This is a genomic window from Kolteria novifilia, from assembly GCA_007748055.1.
Lineage (GTDB): Bacteria > Planctomycetota > Planctomycetia > Kolteriales > Kolteriaceae > Kolteria > Kolteria novifilia.
The window spans coordinates 1,953,410-1,979,592 of record CP036279.1 but is presented as its reverse complement, the minus strand read 5'-3'; the positions used below and the strand labels follow the sequence as shown (position 1 = coordinate 1,979,592).

Sequence of the window (26,183 nt, the reverse complement as noted above, 5' to 3'; positions counted from 1 at the left end):
TCGCCTTCCAATTCACTCCCGCGAAGACTGCCGGTGACGATCCAGCGCGACAGACTCAATCAGCGATCACGCGTGATACACCGCGGTAGTGTGCAATCTCATGCTAGCCGAGTCGCTGCGAAGGTTCTCTTTCCGAATTTCCAACATCCGATTCCGCAACTTCATGGGATTGCTTTTGAACCACGCCCCCGCGTAGTTGACCGTCGCTGCGAAGACATCTGTCTGCGCAATCGCGATGCTCATGTAGGCGACCTTGCGCATGTAGCGTGCCGCCCACAATTTGTAGGACGACTTCGTAAAGTGGAAACGCCAGTACGCCAACCCCCACGACACATCGAGTCTTCCGATTCCAATGATGAACCGGTTGTGGACCATGTGAATATGGAACACCGCGGCGGCGATGACAATCGTCGGAGCGTCCATCAACGAGGTGTGGATGAGCGAGTTGAAGGTCGCGAACCCCTTCACGCGACAGTTGCTATCCCCCAGTACCTGCCGCGTGAAGCCCCCCCACACGCTCTCGAAGAAGTTTCCCATCACGTCGAGCGTATGGTTCCCTGACCCACTTGACGATCCGCCCGAACCAGACCCGTCGTCGGCGGACTCGGCGGTCGCGTACCCGACGTTGATAACGGCGTAGTCGCTGGCGATGTGGTGATCGCTCTCCGAGGAGATCCGGGCGTCGTGTTCGGAACGCCAGGCCAATTTCTCCCCCTCATCACGACGATCGAACGAGAGTTGGTGCGCGCTGGTTCGATCCTGTTCGAGACTCTGCCCCCAGTAACCTTGAACGTTGCGGTGAACCTCTCGGCTCTCGGGCGGAACGTGCCGCACGCTCGGCAACGAACCGAGAACGTAGTAGTGTTCCGGGTTTCCCTCCTCGTGAACGCAGAGGACCTCGTGCTCCTTGTGCGGCAGATGGATGTCGCCGTGGCCCTTGCCGGCGCGGGCGAAGCGATGTCGAGCCCAAACGGCGTTCTTGCCTTCGTCGGAATCCCAAGGAAATCGGACCTTCACCGCGGCGTAGTCGTTGACGGTGACCTCTTCGTGATCGGAGGCGACGACATTGCCGATCGCGGCTCCCGCGACGCGATGCCTCGAAGCGGTCGCCGGAGGCCGGTAGGGAAGCTCGGCCGGGATGCAGCGAATTCGGGCGGTATAAGAGGAAGCCTCGACGCGTGAGGAATCGGCGAGGGGGATCCGCACGCCGTGCTTGACTTGGACGATCCAATAGCGTCCCGACTCCGAACCGGCGTCGGAAAGTTCGAAGGTGTGACCGGGGATCATGCCCGAGAAGTTGGTCCGGCCCCGCGACTCGATCGCTTGGCCGAGTTGCCGTTCAAAAAGGATCCTGGTTCGTCGGGACTTGTCCTCGAAGAGACCATCGAGCCCCTCGGGATCGTGGTGGCCGTCGCGCGCGATCTCGCGGAACTGATGGGCGAAGGGCTCGCGCACGTCAAGACAACAGCCCTTCAGCGCCGGATGGTCCAGCGTTGCCACCCGACTGCCGACGCGAACGGGGGAGGCGAACCGTTCCGTGTGCGAAAGGTCCGCGTCCGGCATCTCGTGGTGGTAGTCGTTCGTCTTAACCTTGCGAGCGGTCAACCGCTGACGCGTCCGCCACCGATTGATGTGGGGTTCAGTCCCCTCGAGCCTTAGCGGGATGGGAGTCGCTCCAGGAATGGGAGGAGATTGCCCCATCACATCGGCGAAGGTGAGCCCACACTGACCGGGAGCCCAGTCGGCATCGTGCTCGAAGTACCAATGACACCCTTCATCCTCCGCCACACGCCGCACATGATTCCACGTACTCTCCGCGTAGCGCACCGAATGGTCGAGAGGGTAGTGCTTCTCCGAAAGTCGAAAGCGAACGGGATAGCCTTCGAGGGACTCCTTGACGATCTGTTCGAAGGTCTTCTCCGCGAAGATTCGATAGCCACGACCGAGATCAAGCAGAGCAACAGGAGGCACGAGTCCCGCTTCGTAGTACTCGTACCGAGCATCCCCCCCAACATGGGAAAGCTCATCGATCATGCCATGCACGCGGCGAGTGGATTGGCGGTCGATGGTGAACGAGAGCGATGCGAGCTGGCCGAGCAATTTGTCGGAGGAGAGGTATTCCGAAGTGGGAGTGTGGAGGTAGAGTTTGTACGCGAAGAGTTCCGAAACCGCCTCGCGACCTTCGAAACCATATACCGTCGGTCCGCTCTCCTTCAACGGCGTCGCCAAGGAGAGTTCCACAGTTTGACTATGCACCATTCTCACGATCTCCCGTGAGACATGTCAGTGTCACTGGTCAACTATGCACTTCAAAAATGGACAGATCAAGTATTCGGGCGAAAGATGGTTGTGAAAAGTCAATGAAAGCCGCTCTGTGCAGCGGCTCGAACGATGTAGTCCAACCGAAGCTCCTTATGCAACCTCTGCCGAATAGCACGGTGGTACAACAATACTTCGTCAGCCAAGTGAGCCATCGCATCTCTCACGTCGAACGGCGACTGGTTCCAGGAACCACGACCGTGGGTAGGCCGACGATTGACTCATCACCCGCCAATGGTGACTCGTCCTCAATTCGCAACCCGTTAACCAAATCTTCCGCGATGGTTCGCATCGCGTAGAAGACCGCCCGCAAATGGAGCAACTCCTCGAGTCGAAACTGCTTGTAGGAACCGCGGCGGCGTGCCTCCTTGAGTCCGTCGTTGGCGGCCGCGAGCGCCACGACCAACTCTGGAGCTATCGGGATGGGACGCTCCCCTCGAATCGCTTCCGCCGTCGCTCTCAGGGAGCGGGCGGTCGCTTGCGCGAGATCGGTCAGCGCGGGGATGAGGTGTTCGTCGCGAAGAGCGGGCGGCAACCGCCGGACCGACCGGTGCATCAAGTGAAGAGTTCGCAGAACGTACGCGGTCGCCTCGCGCGTCTGCGCCAGCGACTCGTAGACCTGGGCCGCTCCCGGCTCCAACCTCCCTTCCGAGAGCAGCCGGTGGGCATCGCGCAGCTCGGAGCGAGCTTGCTCGAAAAGGTCACTCGGCGAGGACTCGGAACTCGGGCCGTGCAGGTGCTGCTTGACCACGACGGTGTAGAGGGTGGCACACGTTTCGAGCGTCTTGGCGACGGCCTCACGGGCGGCCTTGCTCGCATGCCTTGGCCAAAGAAAGGCGTCGACCAGCAAGCCGACGACCAACCCGAACGCGATCTCCATGAACCGCGCCATGGAGAAGAGCCACGGCGCGTTCCTGCCTTCATCAACGAAGTAGAAGAAGACCGCGGTCACCGCCGCCATTCGCGAGATCGGACGTAGCGGGGTGACGACCGCGCAGAGCAAAAGCGTGCCGAAGAGCCCAATCCCAAGCGACCAGAAGTGAGCTCCCAGCGCGGTCACGGCCAACGCTCCCAGGAGGGCTCCGGCGGCCGTTCCCAGGAGTCGAATCAGTGCCCAACGCAGCGAGGAGCCAAGATTCGACTGAATGACGAGCACGGCGGTGATGATCGGCCAGTGTTCGCTCGCGAGTCCAAGCGGGATGAGGAAGGCTTCGCAAATCATGGCGGCGGCGGCCGTCTTGACCGCCACCTGCAAGGGATCGGAGTCGAAACTGATCCAGCGCATACGGGGAAGAAGTGCCTCGAGGCGTCGTCGCATCAGGTCTCTCCGTGACGGCGTTTCGGTTGCCGTCATCCTAGCGAACGACACGAGCCCTGGAGGGAAACAACTCTTCTCCCAGGGGAGCGACGTGGTCCGATCGGCTAGCCGACAGTGACGGGGATCTCTTGCCACGCGTTGAAGAAGTATCCCTTGATGTTCCAATCGACTTTCTTCGGCTGCATCTTCCCACTCGAGTCGGTCGCGCGGACGATGAGGCTCTTGGTCATCGGCGTCACCTTGACCTTCGCTTCCCAGAAGCTCCAGCAGAAGGGTTTGTTGGGCGACACGATCTTCGCTTCGGTCCAGCGGTTGCCGCCGTCCGCCGAAATCTCGACCTTGGCGATCGTCCGATCGGGAAAGCCGCCCGGCAGCGCGTAGCCTCGTACCGGTACCAAGCCAGGCTTCAGCGTCGCTCCCGCGTGAGGCAGGCAGATCGCCGAGTTCGGCGGGAAGTCGTACAGGATGCTCGCCGCCTCCCACTCCTTGGCGTCGCCCTGGGTGACGAGTTTGTAAGCCCTCGCGACGTAGTGGTTGTCCGATGGGCGATCGCTGATCACGATCTTGCCCAGCCACTTGACACTACGAGCTCCGATGTAGCCCGGAACGACGGTCCGCACGGGATGTCCGTGTTCGGGCGGAAGAACCTCGCCGTTCATCTTCGTGGCGAGCAACGTTCCGGGGATGCCGTCGGCATCGCTCATCGCCTTCTCGAGCGGGATGGAGGCTCCGAAGTTGATGGTCTGGCGTCCCCGTTCGATCTGGTCGAGCCCGAGGAACTGAACGTGCTTCGCCTCCGGCTTCACCTCGACGGCCTGGAGGAGATCGGAGAGCTTCGGGCCACTCCAGATGGCGTTGCCGATCGTCCCGGCTTCCCACTGAACCCCGGAGACCCGCTTGGTCTTGCTGTGTTCGCTGCGGCGATTGCCCGCGCAAGTCATCGTGAGGGTCGCCTCGGCGGGCGAGAACCGCTCAACCAATTCCCCGATGCCAATCGTCATGGGACGGTTGACGAGGCCGCTAACTTCGAGTTTGAAATCGGAAGCGTCGAACGCGGGGACGGGAGCATGGTTGCGAGCGTAAAAGTACTTGATGGGCGTGACCCACGACTTGATCAGATCGCCGAGTTTCGGCTCGGCGTTGAGGGGCAATTCGGCGAGAACCTTCAGGTCGTCCTTGCCGTGGAGCATTGGGTCGGCCGCCATGCCGAATCGCGGGGCCAGGATCATTCCGGCTGTCGCCGCCGACCACGCGAGAAAGGCTCGACGATCAACAGGTTGGGAATACCAAGCGGAATCCTTCATCGTTTCCTCTACCCTTTTTCTCTTCTCAAAGGCTTGACGTTACCTCCCGCTCTCCAGTGCGGAAGCCGTCACAACTCATGAACGATCGGGATACGCCGGCCAAGTCTGAAGTCGATTGTCGTCAACGGCCCCTCCGACGGTGAAATGGTACACCGACTGAAATCGGCGTTCCTTCACCCCGAAGAGTTCGTGAACCGGGTCGTCGAAGAAGCATCCGATCCCCGTCGCCCGTACGCCCGCCGCTTCCGCCTCCAGATACAGGACCTGGCCGATCATCCCCGATTCCCAAAAGAACCGTCGATAGAACCAAGCCCCTTCCTCGCGCAGCCTACCCCAATCGGCAAGCATTCCGAGACTGAAGGCGCCTTCGCCCGCGATGCCCTGCAAACAGCTTACCTGAGTTGAGACTTTCTGGGCATCCCCTTCTCGCAGGAGCAACAGGTCGAGTCCCGGCGGCGCCTCGGGCACGGTCCTCCAGAGAAACTCGTCGTGCAGCGACTCCCGGATCGCGGCGCCGTCGTTCCGATGTCGGACGAGCATGTAGAGCCCTGGTGTCAATCCATTGACGCGATGGACGAAGAGCGCCAGGTGGACCGAGGGTCGCCACACGATCGCGTCCCAGGGAGCGATCCCCTTCGCCGGCACCGTGCGGGCCAACAGGCGGAAGAAGTCCTCTTTCTCGATCGACGTCTCCCCATCCATCGCCACCGCGCTACGGCGGGAACGGAAGAGCCTCACCGCGTTTCGGTGCCGGTCGGGGAAACTGGGGGCCTCAAACGTCGCGGTCGAGGTCCCCTGCTCCGCGATCGCTTTCGGTTCCGTCCCTGGCTTCGCGCATGCCTGGGAAACGATCTCGAGGACCTCCCAGTCGACGTGCTGAGAACTGAGTTCGTTGGCGACGCCCGACCAATCGCCAGCGACCAGCGCCGGGACAGCTTTGCGATCGAGCGTCGCCGTCGAACCTTCATCCTCGACACGGGGCGTCACGACCGCGAGCAGCGCGGGGACTTCGCGGTCCTCGGAGGGAAACTCCTGATCACGATCGACGCCGAGCAGCGCCGCGACCTCGTCATCGCCCAGGTCCTCCAAGACCCGAAGCGACCATCCCAACCTAGCGGCCGAGAGTCGCAAGCAAGCCAACGCATGCCCGACGTCGTGTTGACAGTAGCGGTAAGCGCGGACGCCGTACTTCCAAGCTTCCCGCCAGTGAATGCTCGTTAACCCCACAAGAAACGAACCGCCGGGAAGATCGGCCGTCAGCGTCCGCCAAAGCTCTCCGGGGAAGGACAGGCGGCATTCCAAGCCATGCTCCTTCGGGCAGTAGTGATAGACGCCCGGCCGCTCGCCAACGCCCTCGACGGCCCCCAGGACGAGATAGGCTTCGGTCGGGTGGAGGTTGCCACTCGATGGATTCGCCCGCAGTGCCCACGTGTCGATGCCGGTCGACTTCCATGCCGTCAGTCCGAGAGAGGTCTCGAGGAAGGCACCCAGACTCTGAGACTCAACACTTGAGGGAGCGATCCCCGAACCAGTGACGAGTTGGTCGTAGGTCGGCGAGTCCGATTCGCTGGCGAACGGCAGTTTCGTCAACGAAGCACCCGCGAATCGGCGGAATGGGTCGGGTTGGTGCTTCCAGTCGAGATAGCCTGGCGAAGCGGCGTAGCGATGAAAGTGATGCTTGGTGAGTTCGTGGTAGGCGTCCGCGGCCTGCCAGTCCTCTTCGATGGGGGGACGATCCATGTTGATCCGATCCGTCGTGACTCGAACGTTTCCCTAGCGGCGCGCCGGCCGACGACGAACGGGATGCTCGCCCTGTCGCCACTCCCTCGAGACCTTGGCGGTGTCCCAAATGATGCACCGTGCGTCTCGACGCGACTATTGTAGGGCATCGCCATCCCGTCGCTCACACGAGCGATTCGTATCATGATGAGACAACGAAGGAGCAAGTCGTCTCCGAATGGCAACACTCGGGGCACGACCCGCGTCGCCTCTTTGGGTAAGCCGATTCTTCACACCGCCACGAGCTACCGAGAATTCGCATGCGATTTCTTCTTCTCCAGGTTCGAAACGCCGATGACCCGATGCGTCACCAAGAGGTGACGTGCTTCGCCAGGACGCTCGCGTGCGACCCGCGTCAGTTCGAAACCTTCGATCTCTTGAACGAACCGCTCACCACGGAATCGCTTGCGGGCGTGGACCTGGTTCTGCTGGGAGGGAGTGGTGACTATTCGGCATGCAGTTCGGAGCCATGGCTGATGCGCGCCCTGGAAAGCCTGCGACTATTGGTCGATCGCGGCATGCCGACCTTCGCCTCTTGTTGGGGATTTCAGGCCTTTGCCCGGGCACTCGGTGGAACCGTAAGGAACGATCGCAGAATCGCGGAAGTGGGCTCACACCAGGTATGGCTCACCGAGGAGGGTCGACGAGACCCCATCTTCGGGGCCCTCCCCGATCCCTTCTGGGCACAGATGGGACACGAGGATCACGTGATTGACTTGCCGCCCGGGGCGGTCCGGTTGGCGAAAGGGCACCAGGTTCCCAACCAAGCCTACCGCATGGAGGGACGGCCGATCTACGCAACCCAGTTTCACCCGGAGCTTTCCGCCTCCGATTTGGGGGAGCGGATTCGGCAGTATCCCGAGTATCTCAAACTCACGACCGGAATGACGGTCGACGAATTCCTAGCGAGCGTCCGAGAGACCCCCGATGTCGCCGCGGCGTTTCGCCGCTTCGTCCAACAGGTTCGGGAGCAAGGCTCCATCGTGGGGGCGGATACGACCACTCGCTAGAGGGCCCGCTCCATTCTTCGAGCTAGATCGAGCGGACGACCCAGCGTTCTCCGGACCAGCGAAAAATGACGTCCCGGCCATCGCGGCACGCACAGCAGTAGTCCTCGGACATCCAAACGACTTGATAGCCGTGATTGACGAGCAGTTGACTCTTCCAATCCATGATCGTGTCCCCCAGGCGAGAGTGTGAATCGTTTCCCTTGGCAGTCTCTCCGAACAGATGCCATCGGCACCTGGCCCTGATGACTTGAACGTTCAGAGGGCTATGCAAGGAACGCGCCAAACCCGGAAATATTCCATCGTCCCTTGAACGGCCCGCGATCCCCGCCAGCGCCATCGACCAGGGCTTCGAAGTGCTCCCCCTTGACCAAGGCGGAGTTAGAGGGAGGCTCCGAAAGGGGCCATCACCCGCAATCTCACCACCGCTCTCAAGACAACCGCGCCACACCAGACAAGATGGGAGACTAGGTAAAACCTCGGGATGATGCCTGTTCCAACGATTTTCAGGAAACGTTCGAGTCGACTGGTTTTGCGGGCCGATAAACGCCGATGAGCAGGGTGAGGGAAGACTGCTACTCCTCTTCGCGGAGTGATTTCGTCGGCACGGGGGCCGTTGCCAGAGGTTCGCCAGGGCGATCAACGCTACCTGGCGGGACGACCGAACGAGCCCCAATGCGTCGTCAACCGAGCGATCACACTAAAGAGAGGAATGACTGGTCCTCAGGAACGAAGCCTGGTCGGGGAACCGCGAGGGCAAGGCGAACGCCAGCCCAACTTCGTGATCCGCGACGAGGTGATGTTTCTGAGATCGAGTAATCACTCCCACGCGTCCCGGGACGGACGACGTGGGGCCGAACGCTTCGACGAGCGGCCAACCACCGCTTGTTGTCCGAGGTGAGCCAATGCGAGCCAGACTCCTCGTCATCGTCACGATCTGCATGACCGCAAGCGTCAGCGCGGCGGAAGCGCAAGCTCCTCCCACGCGGCCATCAGCACCGGTAACCGGAGGCCAATCTGCCGCCCTGCCGGGTCAAGGCGTGACGACCAACCCGTACTTGATGTCCGCTCCGCCAACCACCGGCGGCGTCGAACCCGCGGTCGCCTACGAGCAGGCGCGATCCGCCGGCGTTCAACCGGCGATCGATCCCGCCGTGCGGCAGGTCAGCCAATTCCTTCACTACCAACCCGATCCGGTCGAGGTGCCCGAAGTTCCCGAAGCACCGCCGATCCCGAAGAGTTGGACGGTGAGCTGCTGGGATCCCGCGCCGCGCCTGGAAGCGAAGGCCGAAGCGGTCTTTCTCCAACCGAACATGAAGCAGTCGGTCTCCCTCGCCACGCAGTATCCCTTCGGGGAACAGCAGGTTCGCACCACGCTGAACCAACCCTACATTACCGGGGCGCGAATCATCGGCGAGTACCACTTCGGCATTCCGTGGTCGATCGACAGTACCTTCTTCCTGTTGCTGGGCCCCGATCGGGAAGGCATTCCGTTGGGAACGCCTGACTTCGCCTACTTCCTCTCCAACAACAGCGGACTTGGCCCGGGGCCCCTCGAGAATCTTCCTCCCGGCTTCCCCCAAGTCGCCGATGACATGTTCATGGACTGGGACCTGCGGAACTACTCGGTCGACGCGAACATCTTGCGACACTGGACGCCGTTGAAGACCTACATCAACGACGTCGTGCTTGGCCTCGGCGTGCGTTGGTACCAGCTCGACGAGACGGTCACCGTCACCTACGTCGACCAACTCGCCGACAACCAGGGAGCACTCCGGGCTCAGACGGAAAACAACATGATCGGCCCGCAGTTCGTCTTCAAGATCCGATCACAAGTCGTGAAGCGGGTTCGCATCAGTTGGGAAACCAAGATCGCGATGCTCGCGAACATCGTCGACGATCGCACCCAAGTGGTGGGAGCATCGGTCAATGAGTACTCGCGCACGCAGTTCTCCGCCCTCTTCGAGGGGAACGCGACCGCCGAGCTCTTCATCACCAAGTGGTTGACCGCTTACGGCGGCTTCCAGATGCTCTACCTCGACCGAGTCGATCGCGCTTCCGGCCAGTTCGCCGACGATGTCGACGTCTTCCTGAGCGATCACAAGGCGATCGACTTTCTGTGGATGTTCGGTCCCCGCGCTGGTTTCGCGATCACGTTCTAACGAGCGACAAGGCCCGAACAGGCGGGGACGTCTCTCAAAGAGCCCCAAGAAATGGCAAAGGCAGGCCGCAATGGACCTGCCTTTGTACTTGTCGACTTAAAGAGAAACGTTGCCCACGCGAGGGCGGAACGGGTCGAGCTTAGAATTCCTCGTCGAAGTCACCCGCGTCGGAGAGTTGATCCTCGATCGTGGAAACCACGCCGGTGTTGTCGAGTTCGATCTTGTTTTCCATGATCTCGCGGATCACGATTTCCATCTTGTTGCTGGTGTGCATCGAGACGAGCGGACGAGCCCCGGCGTTGAGGGCGATCAACCGCTTTTGAATCAGCGTCGTCAGCTTGAAACGTCCACCGACCTTGTTGACGATCTCTTCTTCCCGCAACTCATCAATCATGTTTGCAACCTCGGAGGGTTCGTACTCCCCACAGCAGCGTCCGAAACGTCGAGACCGCTTGGGGAAGAGACTCGTTAACCAACTGATAGTCGTACTCGGGGGCGTGCGCCATTTCGCGGGCGGCCTGTTTGATCCGCCGGGCGATCACCTCCTCGGACTCCGTTCCCCGCTCATTGAGCCGCTGCGCCGCCAGCTCCAAGGTCGGCGTCCGCACGAAGATGCTGACCGCGTCGGGCATCATCTCGCGCACTTGGTGAAATCCCTGGACGTCGATGTCCAAGAGAACCCATTTTCCGGCCGCGAGGGCTTGCTCCACCGGGCCTTTCGGCGTCCCGTAGAGATGCCCGTGCACTTCGGCCGACTCGAGAAACTCACCGCCATCGCGCATCTGCTCGAAACGCTCGCGCGGAAGAAACAGATAGTCGATCCCGTCCCGCTCATTGGGTCTGGGCGGCCGGCTCGTCGCCGAGACCGAGAAGCTGAGTGGAAATTCCCCGTCGCGCATCAACTCTCGAACCAGCGTCGATTTTCCACTTCCGCTGGGGCCGGAGATGACGATAAGGAGTCCACGTTCCGCCTCGGCCATCGTTCTCGCCGTGTCATTCTACGTTCTGAATTATCTCGCGAATCCGTTCGATCTCGTTCTTCATCTCGACCACGCGGCGCGAGATGGCGATGTCGTTCGCCTTCGAGCCGATCGTGTTGGCTTCGCGGTGCATCTCCTGCACGACGAACTCGAGCTTGCGGCCGACGTTGGCCTGGCTCCGCATGATCTCGTCGAACTGCCGCAAGTGGCTCTTCAGCCGAGTCACTTCTTCGGTGATGTCCGCCCGGTCGGCGAAGATCGACACCTCCCGAATCAGGTCGCTCTCGGCGACCGTCACGCCCCGGTCCTTGAGCAAGTTGCCGACCCGCTCGAGCAGCCGGTTGCGGTAGGCCTCAGCGGTCCGCGTCGCGTGCTCTCCGATCGCGTCAAGTTCGCCGGCGACCCGTCCCGAAGCATCCTGAAGCTCACGGTGCATCGCCGCGCCTTCGTCGCGACGCATGTTGAGGAGCCGCTCGAGGGCCTGCCGGAGCGTCTCGCTCATCAGCGCCCAGTCTTGCTGCGGATCCTTCTCCTCGGTCGGTTCGTTGACCACGCCGGGCAACGTCAGGAGCGATCCGACGATCTGCGAGCGATCGACACCCAGATCGGCGAGCTGGCCGAGATAGACGCGAAGCACCTCGGTGTTGATCTGATACGTGGACTCGCACGCGAGCCGGCGCAGGTGGAAGGTGATGTAGACCGTCCCGCGGCCAATCTTCTCCTTCACGGCCTTCTCGATGTCGAGTTCCAAGCTCCCGTGCGAATCGGGAAGCTTCGAGACGACCTTGAGGAAGCGGTTGTTGACCGATCGAACTTCGACCGAGCAGTTCAGCCCGTCCCGCTCCTCGCGCGCCTGGCCGAATCCCGTCATGCTGGTGAGCAAGGATGTTCTCTCCCTCGACGGGGTCGGTCGGTGAATGCTGACGGTCGATCAGCTCGTTGCCACGGGTAGCGAACGGGATCTCAAGCGAAATTCGTCAGCCAGCGAACCACGGGGTCGCGGCGAGGTTACGACTTCGGCGTCTCGGCCTTCGCGTCAGCACTCTTCTCGGCGGCCGACTTCTCGGCGGGAGGAGCTGGCTTCTCGGCAGACTTCTCCTCCGCGGCGGGCTTGGCATCGGCAGCTTTCGCGGGAGCGCTGTCGCTTTCTTCTTCGACCGGCACGACACCCGCTCCGTCCGGCTTCGCCGCGGGATCCTTGATGTCGATCGCTCCGGTACCCGGTTCGCCCGGCGCAACAATCGATTGCCCCGCTTCGTCGCCGCCGGTGAAGACGGTGTTGTCCGCCATGAGCCAGTTGAGGCCAAGGTTCATGCAGAGCCAGACCAGGAAGCAGCCGGCCGTGATCCAAGTGAAGACGTCACCCGACTTCGTGCCGAACGCGCTGCTGCCGCCCATGCCTCCGAGTGCCCCGGCCAAGCCACCGCCCCGGCCACGTTGGACCAAAATCACCAGGATGAGAAAGACCGACATCAGAAACAGGATAAAATAAAGAAAAGCCACCAACACGTGAGAGTCCTTCACAGCATCCATGCGATAGGAAAAGGGGCCAGGTCTCTCTCTTACTCGAGAAAAGAGAGACCTGACCCCTTGTGTTCGCTATCGCGCCAAGGCGGTCATCCCTCGTCCGCAACCGTCAATGTATCGGTTCGTGGATTCACTGACCAGCCCAAACGACGGGGACAACTACGACATCGCGACCTTCTCGGCCGCGTGGATGATGCCGGCGAAATCGTCGGCCTTGAGGCTCGCTCCGCCGACGAGCGCCCCGTCGACGTTTGGCTGGGAAAGGAGTCCCTCGGCGTTGCTCGGCTTGACGCTGCCGCCGTAAAGGATGCGTGTTTGCAGCGCGAGGTCGGCGCCAAAGGCATCGGTGAGCCGTTCGCGGATGTGGCCGTGAATCTCCTCGGCGTGCTCGGGAGTCGCGACGCGGCCGGTGCCAATCGCCCAGACCGGCTCGTAGGCGATAGTGACTTGACGGAACTGCTCGGGGGGAATGCCGACAAAGGCTCCCCGAAGTTGGGTGCTACAGACGTCGCGCGACTGACCCGCCTCGTGCTGTTCGAGGCGTTCCCCGACGCAAACGATCGGCTTGAGGCCCGCGTCGACGGCGGCTTTGACCTTGCGATTGACGGCCTCATCGTCCTCGCCGTAGAGTTCGCGACGCTCGCTGTGACCGAGGATCACGTACTTGCAGCCGACGTCGAGCAGCATCGACGAGGAAACTTCCCCGGTGAAGGCTCCCTTGGCTTCGAACGACATGTTTTGGGCGCCCAGGGCGACATTGCTGCCGACCAGCACGTCGTGCAGATCGGACAAGTAGGGAAACGGCGGGCAAACCGCGATGTCCGTTTCCTTCACCTCACCGACCGAATGGATGAGGTCGCGAACGAGCCGCTCCCCCTCTTCCCGGACGAGGTTCATTTTCCAATTGCCGGCGATGAATGGGCGTCGATCGCTCACGCGTTGGCTCCCTGATGCGCGTAGGTCATTTGCTTGTTCAAGACGTCGGCGAGCTTGCTCAACTCCTGCATCAGTTCGTGATACTCGTCGGGCAAGAGCGCCTGCGGCCCATCCGACAGGGCCTTTTCCGGACACGAATGAACTTCGATGTGAACGCCGTCGGCTCCAGCCGCCACCGAGGCACGAGCCATCGCGGGGATCAGATCGCGCCGGCCGGTCGCGTGACTCGGATCGACGATGATCGGAAGATGGCACTGGCCTTTCACGTTCGGCACGGCCGAAAGATCGAGCATGTTGCGGGTGGAGGACTCGAAGCTCTTCACCCCACGCTCGCACAAAATGACGTTCTGATTGCCGTTGGACAGGACGTACTCGGCCGACATGATCAGGTCCTTGACCGTCGCCCCCATCCCGCGTTTGAGCACGACCGCCTTGTTGGTCTGACCGACTTCGTTGAGCAGATTGAAGTTCTGCATGTTGCGAGCTCCGATCTGGAAGAGATCGGTGTAGCGTTCGACGAGTTCGACCTGCCTGGGGTCCATCACTTCGGTAATGACCGGCATCTCGTAGCGATCGCCGGCGGCGCGGAGAATCTTGAGCCCTTCCTCGCCCAATCCCTGGAAGCTATAAGGGCTCGTCCGCGGCTTGAAGGCGCCGCCTCGCAAGACGTTCGCGCCCGCGGCCCGCACCTTCTTGGCGATGTCGAAGAGGATCTCCTCCCCTTCAATGGCGCAGGGACCGGCGATCATCATGAGGTTGCCGCCGCCGATCTTGACACCTCCGACATCGATGACGGTCTCTTCGCGGTGCTTTTCGCGGCTGGCGAGTTTGAACGGCTTGAGGACGGGGATGACTTGCTCGACGCCGTCGATCGCCTGCAACGGTTCGGCGCGAAGACGGTCCTCGTCCCCAATCACCCCGATGATCGTCCGCTCGGTTCCGGTGCTGAGGTGCGGCGTGAACCCGAGTTCCTTGACCCTGTCGACGACATGGTCAATCTGGGCATCGGTGGCGTTGGGTTTAATGACAATGATCATGAGTGAACTCGATAGACTCGGTGGGCTCCCGTATCGGAAGCACTTCCCCCGTCGGAATCATATCGATGCGTCGACTTACATCAAAGGAGCTAAGGACGCCGAATTGAGATCCGACTTAGTGGTGATTAGAAACGTCACGCGATGCGGGGGGAGAGACCACGGCTCAGGCGAAGCCGGTTCGGAACTCCAAATCCGCGTCGACGCTTAGTCGAAACATTCCCCGCGAGGGAATGATCCGAGAACCTCCAGGTTCTCGCATTTGCGGCCGATGGCTTCGATCGTTCGCTTGATCTTGATCTCGTTGGTGTGGCCAGTCAGGTCGGCAAAGAAGACATATTCGTTCTTTTTGCCGTCGGTTCTGGCCGGAAACGACTCGATCCAGCTCATATTGATCTTGTTTTTCTTGAAAATCGCCAAGACATCGCTGAGCGTTCCCGGTTGATCGGGAATCTTGAACATGATGGACGTCTTGTCCTTGCCGGTTCGGGGACTGGCCTGGTGACCGACGACCGCGAACCGCGTCACGTTGTTCTCGAAGTCTTCAATATCTTCGCAAAGCGTGTTGAGACCATACTTTACGCCAGCCTGCCGACTGGCCACCGCCGCCGCGTGCGGCTCCTGCTTGGCCAGTTGAGCCGCCGTGGTGGTGCTCGCGACTTCCTTCAGTTGCGCCTGCGGGACGTTGGTCGCCAACCACTTCCGGCATTGCGACAGGGCCTGCGGCTTGCTGTAAATTCGCCGAATATCGGCGAGGGAGCACATCGCCAGCAGGTTGTGATGAACCTTGAGGGAGACTTCCGCGCAGATCTTCAGCGGCAGCCGAGTAAACATGTCCAACGTGTCGGCGACCCGGCCATCGGTCGAGTTCTCGACCGGAACGAGCCCAAGGTCGGCCTGACCACGATTGACGATCTCGAAGACCCCGGCGATCGTCGCGACGGGGACGTAGTCGACGGAGCTGCCAAACTTCTCAAGAGCGGCGAGGTGACTGAAGCTGTATTCCGGGCCAAGATAGGCGACCCGCAACCCTCTTTGGAGCGAACGACTTGCGCTCATTAGCTCGCGAAAGAGAGCCCGGACGGCACGATTGTCGAGCGGCCCGGTGTTCTTCTCCACCATCCGGGTGAGGATCTCGTCCTCCCGAGCAGGGGAAAAGACCTCAACTCCTTGCTCAGCCTTGATTTTGCCGATGTCGACCGCAAGCTTTGCCCGATCGTTCGCGAGCTTCAGCAACTGGAGGTCGAGGCGATCGATCTGGTTGCGGAGACTGTCGAGCTTGGACGCGGAGCGTGTCGAGCCGGTTCCCTTCTTTTGGGCCATAAATGAGCGCCGAACAAATGATGAAGGTTGGATGTTAACAGCCGAAATTCAACATGCGACGTAGGTTACTGAAGCAAAAAGGCAGAGTCAAGCAAACGAAAGCGTTCGCCAACGTCTTTTCCCCAAAGCGTCAACGCCGCCCATGCCAAATTGGCACATCCCGCAGACCAGCCCCAATCACGATGCAAAATTGGCAGCCGTCTTGCCGACTGCCAAACACGGCACACAATTGACACAACTCCTAACCAAGGAATCCATAAACCCTTACACCACTTCGCTCCCGAGAGATCATCTCCTGGCACGATGATTGCAAAGAGAACGGCACCGAGTGTCTTCTCGACTGGGGGACGCCGCGGAGTGAGTGATTCAGGCTCAAGAAGGAGCACTTCATCATGGCAGACGGAGAAAAGATCATTGGAATCGACCTGGGAACCACCAACTCAGTCGTTTCCGTGATGGAAGGCAAAGACACGACGGTGATCCCCAACCAAGAGGGGAACCGACTCACCCCGAGCGTCGTCGCGTTCACGGACAAGGGAGATCGCCTGGTCGGCGACCCCGCCAAGCGCCAAGCCATCACCAACCCGACCAAGACCGTTTTCAGCATCAAGCGGTTCATGGGTCGTCGTCACAACGAGGTCCAGAACGAAGAGAAGATGGTCCCCTACGAGGTGACCGGCGGGCCCGACGAACTCGTCAAAGTCAAGATCGACGATGATGAGTTCACTCCCCCCGAAATCTCGGCGATGGTCCTTCGCAAGCTCAAGGAAGCTGCCGAAGCGTACCTCGGACACAAGGTCAACAAGGCCGTCATCACCGTCCCGGCCTACTTCAATGACGCCCAGCGGCAAGCTACCAAGGACGCCGGCACGATCTCCGGCCTCGAGGTGATGCGGATCATCAACGAGCCGACCGCGGCCGCCCTCGCGTACGGTCTCGACAAGGGAGCCGGCAAGAGCGAGAAGATCGCCGTCTTCGACCTCGGTGGCGGTACCTTCGATATCTCCATCCTCGATGTCGCCGAAGGGGTCTTCGACGTCCTTTCAACCAATGGAGATACCCATCTTGGCGGTGACGACTTCGACGAGGAGTTGATCAACTACATCGCCGACGAGTTCAAGAAGGATCACGGGATCGACCTGCGTCAGGACAACATGGCGCTGCAGCGACTCAAGGAAGCGGCCGAGAAAGCCAAGAAGGAACTCTCCGGCCAGATGCAGACCGACGTCAACCTCCCGTTTATCACGGCCGACGCGTCCGGTCCCAAGCACTTGAGCATGACCGTCACCCGGGCCAAGTTCGAGCAACTCGTCGACAACCTCGTTGAACGCTGTAAGCACCCGTGCTTGCAGGCGCTCGAGGACGCCAAACTCAAGCCAGCCGACATCGACCAAGTCGTTCTCGTCGGCGGATCGACCCGGATTCCCAAGGTTCAGGAACTCGTCAAGACCCTCTTCGCCCGGGAACCCCACAAAGGCGTCAATCCCGACGAAGTCGTCGCGGTCGGCGCGGCGATCCAGGGCGGCGTCATGGCTGGCGAGGTCTCCGACGTCCTCCTGCTCGACGTCACCCCCTTGTCGCTCGGGATCGAGACGCTTGGCGGCGTGATGACCAAGCTGATCGAGAAGAACACCACCATCCCGACCGACAAGAAGCAGACCTTCTCGACGGCGGAGGACAATCAAACGGCGGTCGACATTCACGTCCTCCAAGGAGAACGGGAGTTCGCCAACGACAACCGGACGCTCGGCAAGTTCCGCCTCGACGGGATCGCTCCGGCTCCGCGTGGCATGCCGCAAGTCGAGGTGACCTTCTCGATCGACGCCAACGGCATCCTGAATGTCTCCGCCAAGGATCAAGGCACCGGCAAGGAGCAGTCGGTCAAGATCGAATCCTCCAGCGGCCTCTCGCAAGACGAAGTCGAGCAGATGCGTCGCGACGCCGAGGAGCACAACTCCGAGGACAAGAAAAAGCGGGAACTGATCGACGCCCGAAACATGGCCGACCAGACTTGCTACGAAGCCGAAAAGCAGATGAAGGAGCACGGCGACAAGATCTCCGCCGCCGATAAGGAGCCGATCGAGCGAGCCATGGAGAAGGTTCGCGAAACGGCCAAGGGCGACGACGCCGCCGCCATCAAGACGGCTCTTGAAGAACTCCAGCAAGGGTTGATGGCGATGGGCTCGGCGATCTACCAGCGGCAGCAAGACGCTCCCGGGGCAGAGGCTCCCGGAGGCGGACCGGCCGATCCTGGTGCCGGCGCTCCCTCGGGCGACGCCGACGGCGACACGATCGACGTGGAGTACAAAGAGAAGAACTAGTCGCTCCTCCGCCGAGTCACCCAACCGGCGTCATCACGCGTCTCAACCGGCCCGCCCGAAACGGCGGGCCGTTTTCGTTGCGCTTTCGCGCTCTCCGGTATCATCGCACCAGCACATCGATGCCGGCCGCAAGCGGTCTCCTCGCCCCCTACCGTTGGGGACTTGCCGAATGAAAGGCGCTTCTCGCCCAACGAAAGGCACGATCGCGGAGCCCTAGGCTCCGTCAAGACCTAACTTTTTGGGTGCCATGCCGACGCGTGAAGAGCCTTTCGTCTGGCCAATCTCTCGGACGTGAACGGTAAGAGACCTTTTGCGACGAATTCACCCCTTCGTAGCTTAGAAACCGAATGTTTTGTTATCGTCGCGACACTTCCTCTTCGCCGTTCGCCTACGAGTCGTCACCTCGCCAAACGCCTCCCCCGTGCTTCCTTTGACGCCCTAAGAAAGTCCCATGATTCTATTGGCGTAGAAATTTGCGCACTCTTTACGTTCTATCGCTAGGAATAGGCCGCGAAGTTGGCAGGTCATGGTCCGACTTGATGCCGGCTCCGACAGGAAGTTTGCTCCAACCCTAGGAAGAACCAACTTGCCAGAGCATCCATCCCAACAACAGCGTTCCGCCCAACTCACCACCTCGCTTGGAGACGCCCTCCTTCTCGTCGGCTTTGAAGGCGAGGAAGCCGTCTCGGAGCTCTTTCGCTTCCGACTCGAAGCCGTGAGCCCCGCCTCCGAGACGCTCCCGTTCGAAAGACTCCTCGGCATCAGCGCCACACTGTCGCTCCGCGATGACGACGCCGCGAACGCCCCCGTCGTCAGGCAGTTTCAGGGACTGATCCAGACAGTCGCCGAGATCGGCACGGAAGGCGACTTCACTCGCTACGAGATGGATTTCGTGCCGACTGTTTGGCCACTCACCCAGAACCGGCGCTTCCGCATCTTCCAAGACAAGACCGTGGCCGCCATCCTTTCGGAAGTCCTCGGAGACCACGCCGATTGCTCGCGTCTCCAAGGAGAAACGCCGCGAAACTACTGCGTTCAGTATGGCGAGTCCGACGTTGACTTTGCCCAGCGGCTGCTTGAGGAGGAGGGCTACTATTTCTACTTCGAGCAGGTCGACTCCAGCGGGCGACTGATCATCGCCAACGATTCGACGATCGCCCCGACGAGCGACCTTCCCAACCTCCCCATATCGCCGAGTCCCCGACCGCCCAAGAACGAGCGATCCCTTTGGAATTGTCGCCGTCGGCAGGAGTTGACGGCGCAACAGTTCGCGACTCGCGCCGTCGCGTTCCAGGATCCCGATTTTCCACTGAATCGAGTCCAACACATCCCCGCGGCGGTCCACTCGGGGCAGACGACCTACCAGCTTCACCACCGGCCGACCAACCAGGCGATCGTTCACCAGTTCCCGGGCCCCTTCGTCAAGCGGTTCGACTCGATCGGTTTGAATGGAGAAGCCGAGGAACTCCACGGCTTTCTCGAGACGGTCTCCCAAACGATGGAGCAGTCGGCGCGCGTCTCCGCCGAGCAGCTTGCCTCCTCGAGCGTCCGCTTGGAAGCGAGCGGCAACTGCCCGTCCCTCGCTTGCGGATATCGGTTCGACGCGACGTTGTCTGGGGAAGAATCCGCGAAGTACTTCGTCACCCGTCAACGCCATCGCATTCGGATGAGCGAGTATATCGCCGACGACGCGGAAGCGACCGCCTACGAAAGTGACGTCGTGGCGATCCCCGCGTCGCTTCGCTTTCGGCCCGTGACGCGCTGTACGCGACCGGTGGTCATGGGACATCAAACGGCCCTCGTGATCGGTTTCGACGGAACGACCAACTCGGGGTCAGACCAGATCTTCACCGACAAGTATGGTCGAGTCCGTGTTCGTTTCCCTTGGTCGGAGAACGACCACAACTCTTGCTGGGTCCGCGTCGCGCAAGGCTGGGCGGGCAAGAGTTGGGGAAGCCTCCAAATCCCGCGCGTCGGGCAGGAAGTCGTCATTGGCTTCGAGAACGGCGATCCCGATTGTCCCCTCGTCTATGGAAGCGTCTATAACGGCCAGAATCCTCCGCCGCAGACGCTTCCCGAACAAAAGCATCGCAGCGGTGTCCAGAGTCGCACCAACGGATCGACCACCTCGACCGCCCCTTCGTCCGACTCGACCTCCGCCTCCACGGACACGACAAACATCGCGGAATCGGATTCGACCGACGAGGTGACGTTCCCGAGGATCACCGACTCCACCGATAGCGATTCGTTCAGCGGCATCGCGATCGGCGATAAGAGCGGCAGCGAGTTTCTGCATCTTCGCTCCGCGAAGGACATGCTTCTGGACTGCTACGGCAACCACTACGTTGTCGCGAAGAACGAGCGGGCGTCGTTCATGGACAACTCGATGCTGACGATCATCGGCGGCATGCGGGGGATCGACCAACTCGGCGTGACGATCAAGTTCGACGACGAGTTCGTCCTGCCCTTTAGCGACGATGTCTGGAAGTCGGTCGGCCTGAAGCTCTATTGGATGAGTACGCGGGATCTCTACGCCAACTTCGGCACCGAGACCCATCTCGCCGACAACGCGTTGGTCTCGACAGCGGCGAGCACCCATCAACACTCTTCGTCGGCCATGTCGCAGTTGGCGTTCGCGGCCTGCTACTTCCCGCCTCTTGCCGGACTCGCGGGCTTGCTCTCCTCGACCGGGTTGAACGTCGCTTACGTCGGCCGTGCGGATGGCGATCGTTGCACGTACACCAGCTACCGGAACCTGGAACACCACAGCAAGCACAGCTATGTGGTCGGCGGGGTTCCTTCGATCACGATGTCACCACTTTCCCTGCTCAGCAACACGGTCTTCGCCCTCATGTGGGGGGGCTACACAGCGATACTCCTGAGCCAGAAGATCGTCGCGGGGCTCTGCGACATGCGCGACGGCACCACGGGCCGGAATGCCGTCAACGAGTTCTCCACGGTCGCTCGCTACTACGGAGAGATGCTTGGAGCGATCGAGTTGATGACCGGCGAGGTTCGCAAGATGGAGACCTTGGCCGAAGTCGGCACCGAGATCGCCGACATCGCTCTGCGGTTAATCGACGACACGCCGGTCATCTCGACCCAGTCGGCCGAGGCGGTCGAGAAACTGGGCGTCTCCCTGGCGTCGACGCTCGACGATCTCACGGGGTTGAGTCTGATGACCGCGTTCGAAACGACGTCGATCCCGGCGCTGATCACCGCCAAGATCAATGGCACCGGAGGGATGACTCCCAAGGATCTTTACCACTACTCTTCGGGCAACTTCATCGTCGACACCGATGGAATGATCGCCCTGAACTCCAACAGTTGCGTCCACGTCCAGGCCGATGATCTCTTCTCGGTCAACGCCTCGACGTGCGCCCTGCGGACCGACTTCGGGACCATCGCACTTGGCGACCTCGGCATGAAGATCGAACACTCGGCGCTAACGATGCAGGCGATGGTGCAAGCCGTCCCCGAGGAGCTCTCCTTCACGATGTCGGCCTCGGCCGACGACGGGGTGACCGCGGACTCGGTCACGCTCGCCTATGGTGCCGGCATCCTCATCAAGTCCTTCTCGACGATCGCGATGAACGTCGACGACGTCGCATCGCTGATCATGACGCCCGAAGGGATCGTCCTGTCCTACGGAGCCAGCATCATCGCTCTTACCGCCGAGGGCATTGAGATGACCGGAACGATCATCAACCACGAAGCGAGTGCCGCGATCAATCAATCGGCTCCTTCGATCCTACAAGATGTTTGAGCGAGCAAGTTCGCCACCATGCCCGCGGAATGACAAGGAACCGGACGAACATGCCTAACCACCACGGGGAGCCAGCGATCACCGACGGACTCGCGCTGACGGAGAAACGGCTTCTGAGCCTCGACGCGCGGAAGATCGTTCGCTCGTTCGCCCCCGAAGACTTCGCCAAGTTGCCCGAAACGCTCTTAAATGGCGACCTGATCAGCGACGCGTTGAAAGTGACTCCGTTCGTCTTGCCGCTGCGCGATGCGGTATGGTGGGGCTGCCTGTGTGCCTGGCACGCCTCGAACCGGAAGACGTCAGGCGTCCAACATGACTTGATCGAGACGGTCGTGCGATGGGTGATCGAGCCGTCCAGGCCGCAACTCCAGGAGGTCGGGGGCGCGTGGCGTGCCGATCGGCTGCGAACGCCCGGAGGTTGCTGCGCCCGAGCGGCGGAACTCGCGGGTAGACTCTCGGACGACCAGACGACGCTCAAGCCACGAAACGCGTTCGGGGCCGCCAAGACCCTCGTCGCCGCCTCCCAAATGGCCCTGGTCGCGGCCCATCGAAATGCCGTCGCGGTGTCGGAGACTCAACTGGTACTCTTCGGACTCGATGTCGCGACCGGACGGGCGACCTGGGAGCAGCCAGAGACCATCGTCCCGTAGCGGCATCAATCGACGAGCGTCGATCGAGGGACCCGTCGACGACACTCACACGAACCTCGACGCCTTCCAAGAGAATGATGGGAGCATTGCGATGACTAGTCCCGCCGAGCAACTGGCAGAGGCTCTTCGCCAATCAAAGGAAAAGCTGGCGTCCGTCTCGCGGCACCTGACGAAGGTCGGCGACGAAGTCTCCGCCCATTCGCCACCCTCGGGACAACAACTGGCGGAACTCCAAGCGTTTCTCGATACGTCGGTCGCCTCGTCCTTTGCGGTGCTCGAACAGGTTCCCGATCAACTGGGCGGTTGCCTTGAGGCACTCCGAAAGAAGACCGACGACCTCGCCGCCAAGGCGCACGAGATCAAGTCGAAGGCGGCAAGGGTTTCTCAAGAGAAAAAGGCACGACTCGAAGAGCGTCGCCAAAAGCTCACGCCGGTGGCGCGCCCTCCTCGCAAGGAGCCCGATCCGACGCTCGCCCCCATGTTGGCAAGAGAGCTTCGGGAACGATTCCGCGTCGACTCAGCGGCGCGCGGCGCCGCGCTGGACGAAGGGCCGTCGTTCGAAAGTTGGGTCCGGGATACGAACCTACCCCGAGATAGCGTGAAGAAAGGCGCCGCGGAGGCCGGTTCCGAAGAAATGGAACCAGCGATCGAGCCCTTGTCCTCGGAGACTTCCCCCGAACAAGAGGGTCGGGTCAAGGGTTTGCAGACGTGGCTCGATGAAACGTCGATGGAACAGGATTTCCACGACACGTCCCACCTCGGCGAGACTCATTCGCGGGACATCAGCGAGGAACGCCAGCTCTTCGAACGCTGGCGACGTGAAAGTGGTGAAGATGGGGACGACAAGTAGGCTCTTCGCGTGGCGGCCCGCTCGACGTCTCAACGGTGACCTCACCACGAGCAGACGGGCGAGTCGTGAATTCAAGGATAGAGATTGTGCAGGACTTACGTTTTGTCAGCCTATCCGACAACGTAGAGACCAGCCTTCTTAGAAGTCGAACGGTCAATGACGGAGTCGTTTCTTTCCGCATGGCGCGGGAAGAAGTGGCCCAAGTCGCCCCCCCTGCTCGAACCCAGTCGATTCACTCCCAGTGAAGTTAATGTTAAGAGTTCTTCTATAGTCACCCCCCTATCTCTTCCGAGGGTCGACGGAACGACTTTCTCCATCGGGCGTTGGTTGTGAGAGATCCCATTGCTTTTTACTCACCAACTTCCATGTTAGTGGGGAGCAGAAGGACCATTCGTCACGTATTCGCATCCTCCGTTTGAACGGTTTCGCCGCGCCGCGGAGCCCCTGGCCACCGCCCAAAGGCCCGCAAGAGCGATCCATCACCCCTCACATGCCCGGGATCACAAGACAAGGACGTGAACCAAGCGGGCAAGGAAACGAACTGGAATGAACAAATACGACGATCTGTTCATCCTGATGATCCTTCGAGACATCGCCATTGACGTGAAGTCGCTCGTCACCTTGGAAACGCAAGCGAAGCGGCATGATCAGGCGCTTTCGCGCCGCCTGGTCGACGAGGACTTTCTCACGAACGAGGCAGTCCGGGAATTGATGGACTGTTTGGAGGAAGAGCTCCGTCAGTGTGACTGGAACCGAGATCAACTCGAAGCCGCGCTGCTGAAGGGGATCGCCACCAGACGACTCTGGGCCTACGTCGAGGCTCTCAAGCAATCCAGTCGTCAAGAAGACGCGGAACGCAACTACCTGAAGAACTCCGTCCATGCCGAAGGCGGACTCGGGCAGATTTGGAAGGTGACCGAGGTCTCGACCGGTCGAGAAGTCGCGCTCAAGTGCATCAAGCCCAAGTACGCCAGCGACGAGGAGGTCTCTCGCCGCTTCGTCTCCGAGGCGCGCATCACCGCGCGATTGGAGCACCCCAGCATCGTACCGGTCTATCACGTCCACCAGGGCGAGGACGGCACCGCACCCTTCTACGTCATGAGGCTACTGGAAGGTCAGACGCTGCAAGCCGCCGTCAAGGATCTGCACGAAGCCAAACACTCGCATCACAAGCGGCAGTCCGAACTGCGATCGCTGTTGCACCAGTTCCTCAACGCCGCCGCCGCGATCGCGTACGCTCACGCCAACGGCATCATTCACCGCGACCTGAAACCTTCCAACATCGTGCTCAGCGACTTTCGGAGCGTCTTCGTGCTCGACTGGGGCATCGCCAAAATCATGGACGATGCGAACGCCTCCTCCAGGAGCGTTCAGTGGTCCGAGGAAAACGACGAGTTGACCCAACAAGGCCAAGCGATGGGAACGCCCATGTGGATGTCCCCGGAACAAGCCTCTGGCAGCACGAAGTACATCGACGAGCGAACCGACGTCTTCGGCTTGGGAGCGGTTCTCTACACTATTCTAACCGGCTCGCCTCCCCATCAGCGGCGCGGCAAGGAGTCGATGCACGCCTTCTTCGCGAGAATCGCCACCAACTCCCGCCCGGAGAAGCAACTTGGCAGCCTCTCCGTTCCCGAAGAGTTGGGCGCGATCTGCCACAAGGCGATGGCGCATCGACGGGAAGATCGCTACCAGTGCGTGAAGGAGTTGATCGCCGATGTGGAAAACTGGCTCAGCGACGAGCCGACGTCGGTCTCCCATGTCCGCCCGATCGGACGCCTGGTTCGGTGGTCACGCCGCAACCCCGCCCCGGCCCTCGCAACGATTTCGAGCGTGTTCCTAACCCTCCTGGGCTTGATCACCATTTCCATCTGGATGTTTTGGACATCCGGGCGAGCCCTGGCGGACTACGTCCATACGGAGGTTTCCGCGACTTGGGCGGTGATCGAGGAGCGGATCAAGCATCAGTCGGTCCTGGTTCGGGTCCTCGCCTCCCATTTGGAGGAGCGATCCAAGGGCAACAACCTCGACCCGCTCGACATCAATTCGCTGATCGACAGCGTCTCGAGGTTCCGCCGATATATTCGGGCGCTTCACGTCGTCGATCCCGAAGCGATGCACATTCTCCGAACCTATTCCAGCCACGGCGATTGCATCGCGAAACAGCAGTGGAGCCAGATCGATCCGCGCTGGCGTGCCCAGATCGCCGACCTCCAGACGGACGAGTTCAGCACCTTCATCGGCGCCATCAGGAACTCGGACAACTCGCGTTGCCCGGTGATTTTGGCGGCGACACCGCTGCATCTTCCGGGGGACGATCGAGATCTTCTCGCCGTCCTCGAGGCCAATCCGGTCACCCTCTTCGAGGATGTCTTCCTCTCGGCCCCGCATGAGTCGCATCTGGTCTACTGGTTCTCCAACGCGACCGGCAACGAGCTCTTCTCCCTTCACGAACAAGAGACCAAGTCGCCGCCCAACCTCGACCGCATCCTCGGTCCGGCGCTGCCCAGCTACGAGGAATTCTTGGACTCAAAGAGCCTTGATCGTCCACTGATGACCGACGGGACACACTTCACCTGGTGTCACCGGCTCTACCTACCCTGTTCGAACCCGGAGGATCGCCTCTTCATCGGCGGCATCGCCCAGACTCCCATCAGTGTCCATGGGCACAACCGGGCGGCGCGGGAGTTCATCCGCACCACGCCCTACTACATGATGACCGTTCTCTCCATCGCAAGCCTGAGTCTACTGCTGGTGGTCGTCTTCGTGACGCTGCGAATCGTCTCTCCTCGGGGTCACGTCGAATAGTCGGCAACACGTCTCCCCCCCGAGGCGAGAGCCCCGCGAAGTGCGATCCTGCCCTTTCCACGAAGCCCCATTTGCGTTAGCCTTTGGGTGACAATCATG

Annotated in this window: 19 protein-coding genes; 7 read left to right on the top strand and 12 right to left on the bottom strand. The window is 61.0% G+C overall.

Features of this window, described 5'->3' with window-relative positions; translation table 11 throughout:
• Window positions 1-66: 66 nt before the first annotated feature.
• The 4 genes from Pan216_RS07250 to Pan216_RS07235 form a co-directional block, all read right to left on the bottom strand.
• Window positions 67-2,259, bottom strand: coding sequence for a type VI secretion system Vgr family protein (locus Pan216_RS07250; RefSeq protein WP_145256859.1), 2,193 nt, complete (start codon window positions 2,257-2,259; stop codon window positions 67-69).
• A 223-nt stretch (window positions 2,260-2,482) separates the two neighbouring features.
• A complete protein-coding gene (locus tag Pan216_RS07245; protein WP_419193366.1) occupies window positions 2,483-3,637 on the bottom strand; it encodes an FUSC family protein in 1,155 nt (384 codons plus the stop codon).
• Between the two features lie 104 nt (window positions 3,638-3,741).
• Window positions 3,742-4,941 carry a molybdopterin-dependent oxidoreductase gene (locus tag Pan216_RS07240; protein ID WP_145256853.1) on the bottom strand — a complete coding sequence of 400 codons (1,200 nt, stop codon included), beginning with the start codon at window positions 4,939-4,941 and terminating at the stop codon, window positions 3,742-3,744.
• A gap of 75 nt (window positions 4,942-5,016) precedes the next feature.
• Entirely contained in the window at window positions 5,017-6,681 is a 1,665-nt protein-coding gene (locus tag Pan216_RS07235) for a SagB/ThcOx family dehydrogenase (RefSeq protein ID WP_145256850.1), read from the bottom strand.
• Between the two features lie 299 nt (window positions 6,682-6,980).
• Here Pan216_RS07235 and Pan216_RS07230 point away from each other — a divergent pair, with 299 nt between their 5' ends.
• On the top strand, window positions 6,981-7,730 hold the full coding sequence (locus Pan216_RS07230) for a type 1 glutamine amidotransferase (protein ID WP_145256847.1): 750 nt from the start codon (window positions 6,981-6,983) through the stop codon (window positions 7,728-7,730).
• Between the two features lie 22 nt (window positions 7,731-7,752).
• Here the strand turns inward: Pan216_RS07230 and Pan216_RS28095 are convergent, their stop codons facing one another.
• Window positions 7,753-7,893, bottom strand: a complete 141-nt coding sequence (locus tag Pan216_RS28095; RefSeq protein ID WP_419193365.1) for a hypothetical protein — start codon at window positions 7,891-7,893, stop codon at window positions 7,753-7,755.
• A gap of 739 nt (window positions 7,894-8,632) precedes the next feature.
• On the opposite strand from Pan216_RS28095, the gene Pan216_RS07225 reads away from it, so the two are divergent.
• Entirely contained in the window at window positions 8,633-9,889 is a 1,257-nt protein-coding gene (locus tag Pan216_RS07225) for a hypothetical protein (protein ID WP_145256844.1), read from the top strand.
• A gap of 139 nt (window positions 9,890-10,028) precedes the next feature.
• Here the strand turns inward: Pan216_RS07225 and Pan216_RS07220 are convergent, their stop codons facing one another.
• The 7 genes from Pan216_RS07220 to pheA form a co-directional block, all read right to left on the bottom strand.
• Window positions 10,029-10,283, bottom strand: coding sequence for a DNA-directed RNA polymerase subunit omega (locus tag Pan216_RS07220; RefSeq protein WP_145256842.1), 255 nt, complete (start codon window positions 10,281-10,283; stop codon window positions 10,029-10,031).
• Window positions 10,276-10,869: a guanylate kinase gene (gene gmk / locus Pan216_RS07215; RefSeq protein WP_145256839.1), complete on the bottom strand. Its 594-nt coding sequence runs from the start codon at window positions 10,867-10,869 to the stop codon at window positions 10,276-10,278. The genes Pan216_RS07220 and gmk overlap by 8 nt, the downstream gene beginning before the upstream one ends.
• Before the next feature lie 13 nt (window positions 10,870-10,882).
• Complete coding sequence (locus Pan216_RS07210) at window positions 10,883-11,752, bottom strand: YicC/YloC family endoribonuclease (protein WP_145256836.1); 870 nt, start codon at window positions 11,750-11,752, stop codon at window positions 10,883-10,885.
• Between the two features lie 125 nt (window positions 11,753-11,877).
• Window positions 11,878-12,342, bottom strand: a complete 465-nt coding sequence (secG, locus tag Pan216_RS07205) for a preprotein translocase subunit SecG (protein ID WP_419193657.1) — start codon at window positions 12,340-12,342, stop codon at window positions 11,878-11,880.
• Between the two features lie 213 nt (window positions 12,343-12,555).
• Window positions 12,556-13,332 carry a triose-phosphate isomerase gene (gene tpiA, locus Pan216_RS07200; RefSeq protein ID WP_419193364.1) on the bottom strand — a complete coding sequence of 259 codons (777 nt, stop codon included), beginning with the start codon at window positions 13,330-13,332 and terminating at the stop codon, window positions 12,556-12,558.
• Window positions 13,329-14,369 carry a 3-deoxy-7-phosphoheptulonate synthase gene (aroF, locus tag Pan216_RS07195; protein WP_145256830.1) on the bottom strand — a complete coding sequence of 347 codons (1,041 nt, stop codon included), beginning with the start codon at window positions 14,367-14,369 and terminating at the stop codon, window positions 13,329-13,331. The genes tpiA and aroF overlap by 4 nt, the downstream gene beginning before the upstream one ends.
• Before the next feature lie 204 nt (window positions 14,370-14,573).
• On the bottom strand, window positions 14,574-15,689 hold the full coding sequence (gene pheA / locus Pan216_RS07190; protein WP_145256827.1) for a prephenate dehydratase: 1,116 nt from the start codon (window positions 15,687-15,689) through the stop codon (window positions 14,574-14,576).
• A 392-nt stretch (window positions 15,690-16,081) separates the two neighbouring features.
• Here pheA and dnaK point away from each other — a divergent pair, with 392 nt between their 5' ends.
• From dnaK to Pan216_RS07165, 5 genes are all read left to right on the top strand, one after another.
• Entirely contained in the window at window positions 16,082-18,010 is a 1,929-nt protein-coding gene (gene dnaK / locus Pan216_RS07185; RefSeq protein ID WP_145256824.1) for a molecular chaperone DnaK, read from the top strand.
• A gap of 586 nt (window positions 18,011-18,596) precedes the next feature.
• Window positions 18,597-21,776: a type VI secretion system Vgr family protein gene (locus Pan216_RS07180; RefSeq protein WP_419193363.1), complete on the top strand. Its 3,180-nt coding sequence runs from the start codon at window positions 18,597-18,599 to the stop codon at window positions 21,774-21,776.
• Window positions 21,777-21,826: 50 nt separating this feature from the next.
• Window positions 21,827-22,426 carry a DUF6931 family protein gene (locus tag Pan216_RS07175; protein ID WP_145256818.1) on the top strand — a complete coding sequence of 200 codons (600 nt, stop codon included), beginning with the start codon at window positions 21,827-21,829 and terminating at the stop codon, window positions 22,424-22,426.
• 91 nt (window positions 22,427-22,517) lie between these two features.
• Window positions 22,518-23,276: a hypothetical protein gene (locus Pan216_RS07170; protein WP_145256815.1), complete on the top strand. Its 759-nt coding sequence runs from the start codon at window positions 22,518-22,520 to the stop codon at window positions 23,274-23,276.
• A gap of 546 nt (window positions 23,277-23,822) precedes the next feature.
• Window positions 23,823-26,084 carry a serine/threonine protein kinase gene (locus Pan216_RS07165; protein ID WP_145256812.1) on the top strand — a complete coding sequence of 754 codons (2,262 nt, stop codon included), beginning with the start codon at window positions 23,823-23,825 and terminating at the stop codon, window positions 26,082-26,084.
• Window positions 26,085-26,183 lie beyond the last annotated feature (99 nt).

Coding starts and splice junctions, on each gene's coding strand:
- Pan216_RS07225 (WP_145256844.1), top strand. CDS start 8,633: ATGCGAGCCAGACTCCTCGTCATCGTCACGATCTGCATGACCGCAAGC.
- Pan216_RS07230 (WP_145256847.1), top strand. CDS start 6,981: ATGCGATTTCTTCTTCTCCAGGTTCGAAACGCCGATGACCCGATGCGT.
- Pan216_RS07245 (WP_419193366.1), bottom strand. CDS start 3,637: ATGCGACGACGCCTCGAGGCACTTCTTCCCCGTATGCGCTGGATCAGT.
- Pan216_RS07220 (WP_145256842.1), bottom strand. CDS start 10,283: ATGATTGATGAGTTGCGGGAAGAAGAGATCGTCAACAAGGTCGGTGGA.
- Pan216_RS28095 (WP_419193365.1), bottom strand. CDS start 7,893: ATGGATTGGAAGAGTCAACTGCTCGTCAATCACGGCTATCAAGTCGTT.
- aroF (WP_145256830.1), bottom strand. CDS start 14,369: ATGATCATTGTCATTAAACCCAACGCCACCGATGCCCAGATTGACCAT.
- Pan216_RS07170 (WP_145256815.1), top strand. CDS start 22,518: ATGACTAGTCCCGCCGAGCAACTGGCAGAGGCTCTTCGCCAATCAAAG.
- Pan216_RS07240 (WP_145256853.1), bottom strand. CDS start 4,941: ATGAAGGATTCCGCTTGGTATTCCCAACCTGTTGATCGTCGAGCCTTT.
- Pan216_RS07175 (WP_145256818.1), top strand. CDS start 21,827: ATGCCTAACCACCACGGGGAGCCAGCGATCACCGACGGACTCGCGCTG.
- gmk (WP_145256839.1), bottom strand. CDS start 10,869: ATGGCCGAGGCGGAACGTGGACTCCTTATCGTCATCTCCGGCCCCAGC.
- dnaK (WP_145256824.1), top strand. CDS start 16,082: ATGGCAGACGGAGAAAAGATCATTGGAATCGACCTGGGAACCACCAAC.
- secG (WP_419193657.1), bottom strand. CDS start 12,342: ATGTCGGTCTTTCTCATCCTGGTGATTTTGGTCCAACGTGGCCGGGGC.
- Pan216_RS07235 (WP_145256850.1), bottom strand. CDS start 6,681: ATGGATCGTCCCCCCATCGAAGAGGACTGGCAGGCCGCGGACGCCTAC.
- Pan216_RS07250 (WP_145256859.1), bottom strand. CDS start 2,259: ATGGTGCATAGTCAAACTGTGGAACTCTCCTTGGCGACGCCGTTGAAG.
- Pan216_RS07165 (WP_145256812.1), top strand. CDS start 23,823: ATGAACAAATACGACGATCTGTTCATCCTGATGATCCTTCGAGACATC.
- pheA (WP_145256827.1), bottom strand. CDS start 15,689: ATGGCCCAAAAGAAGGGAACCGGCTCGACACGCTCCGCGTCCAAGCTC.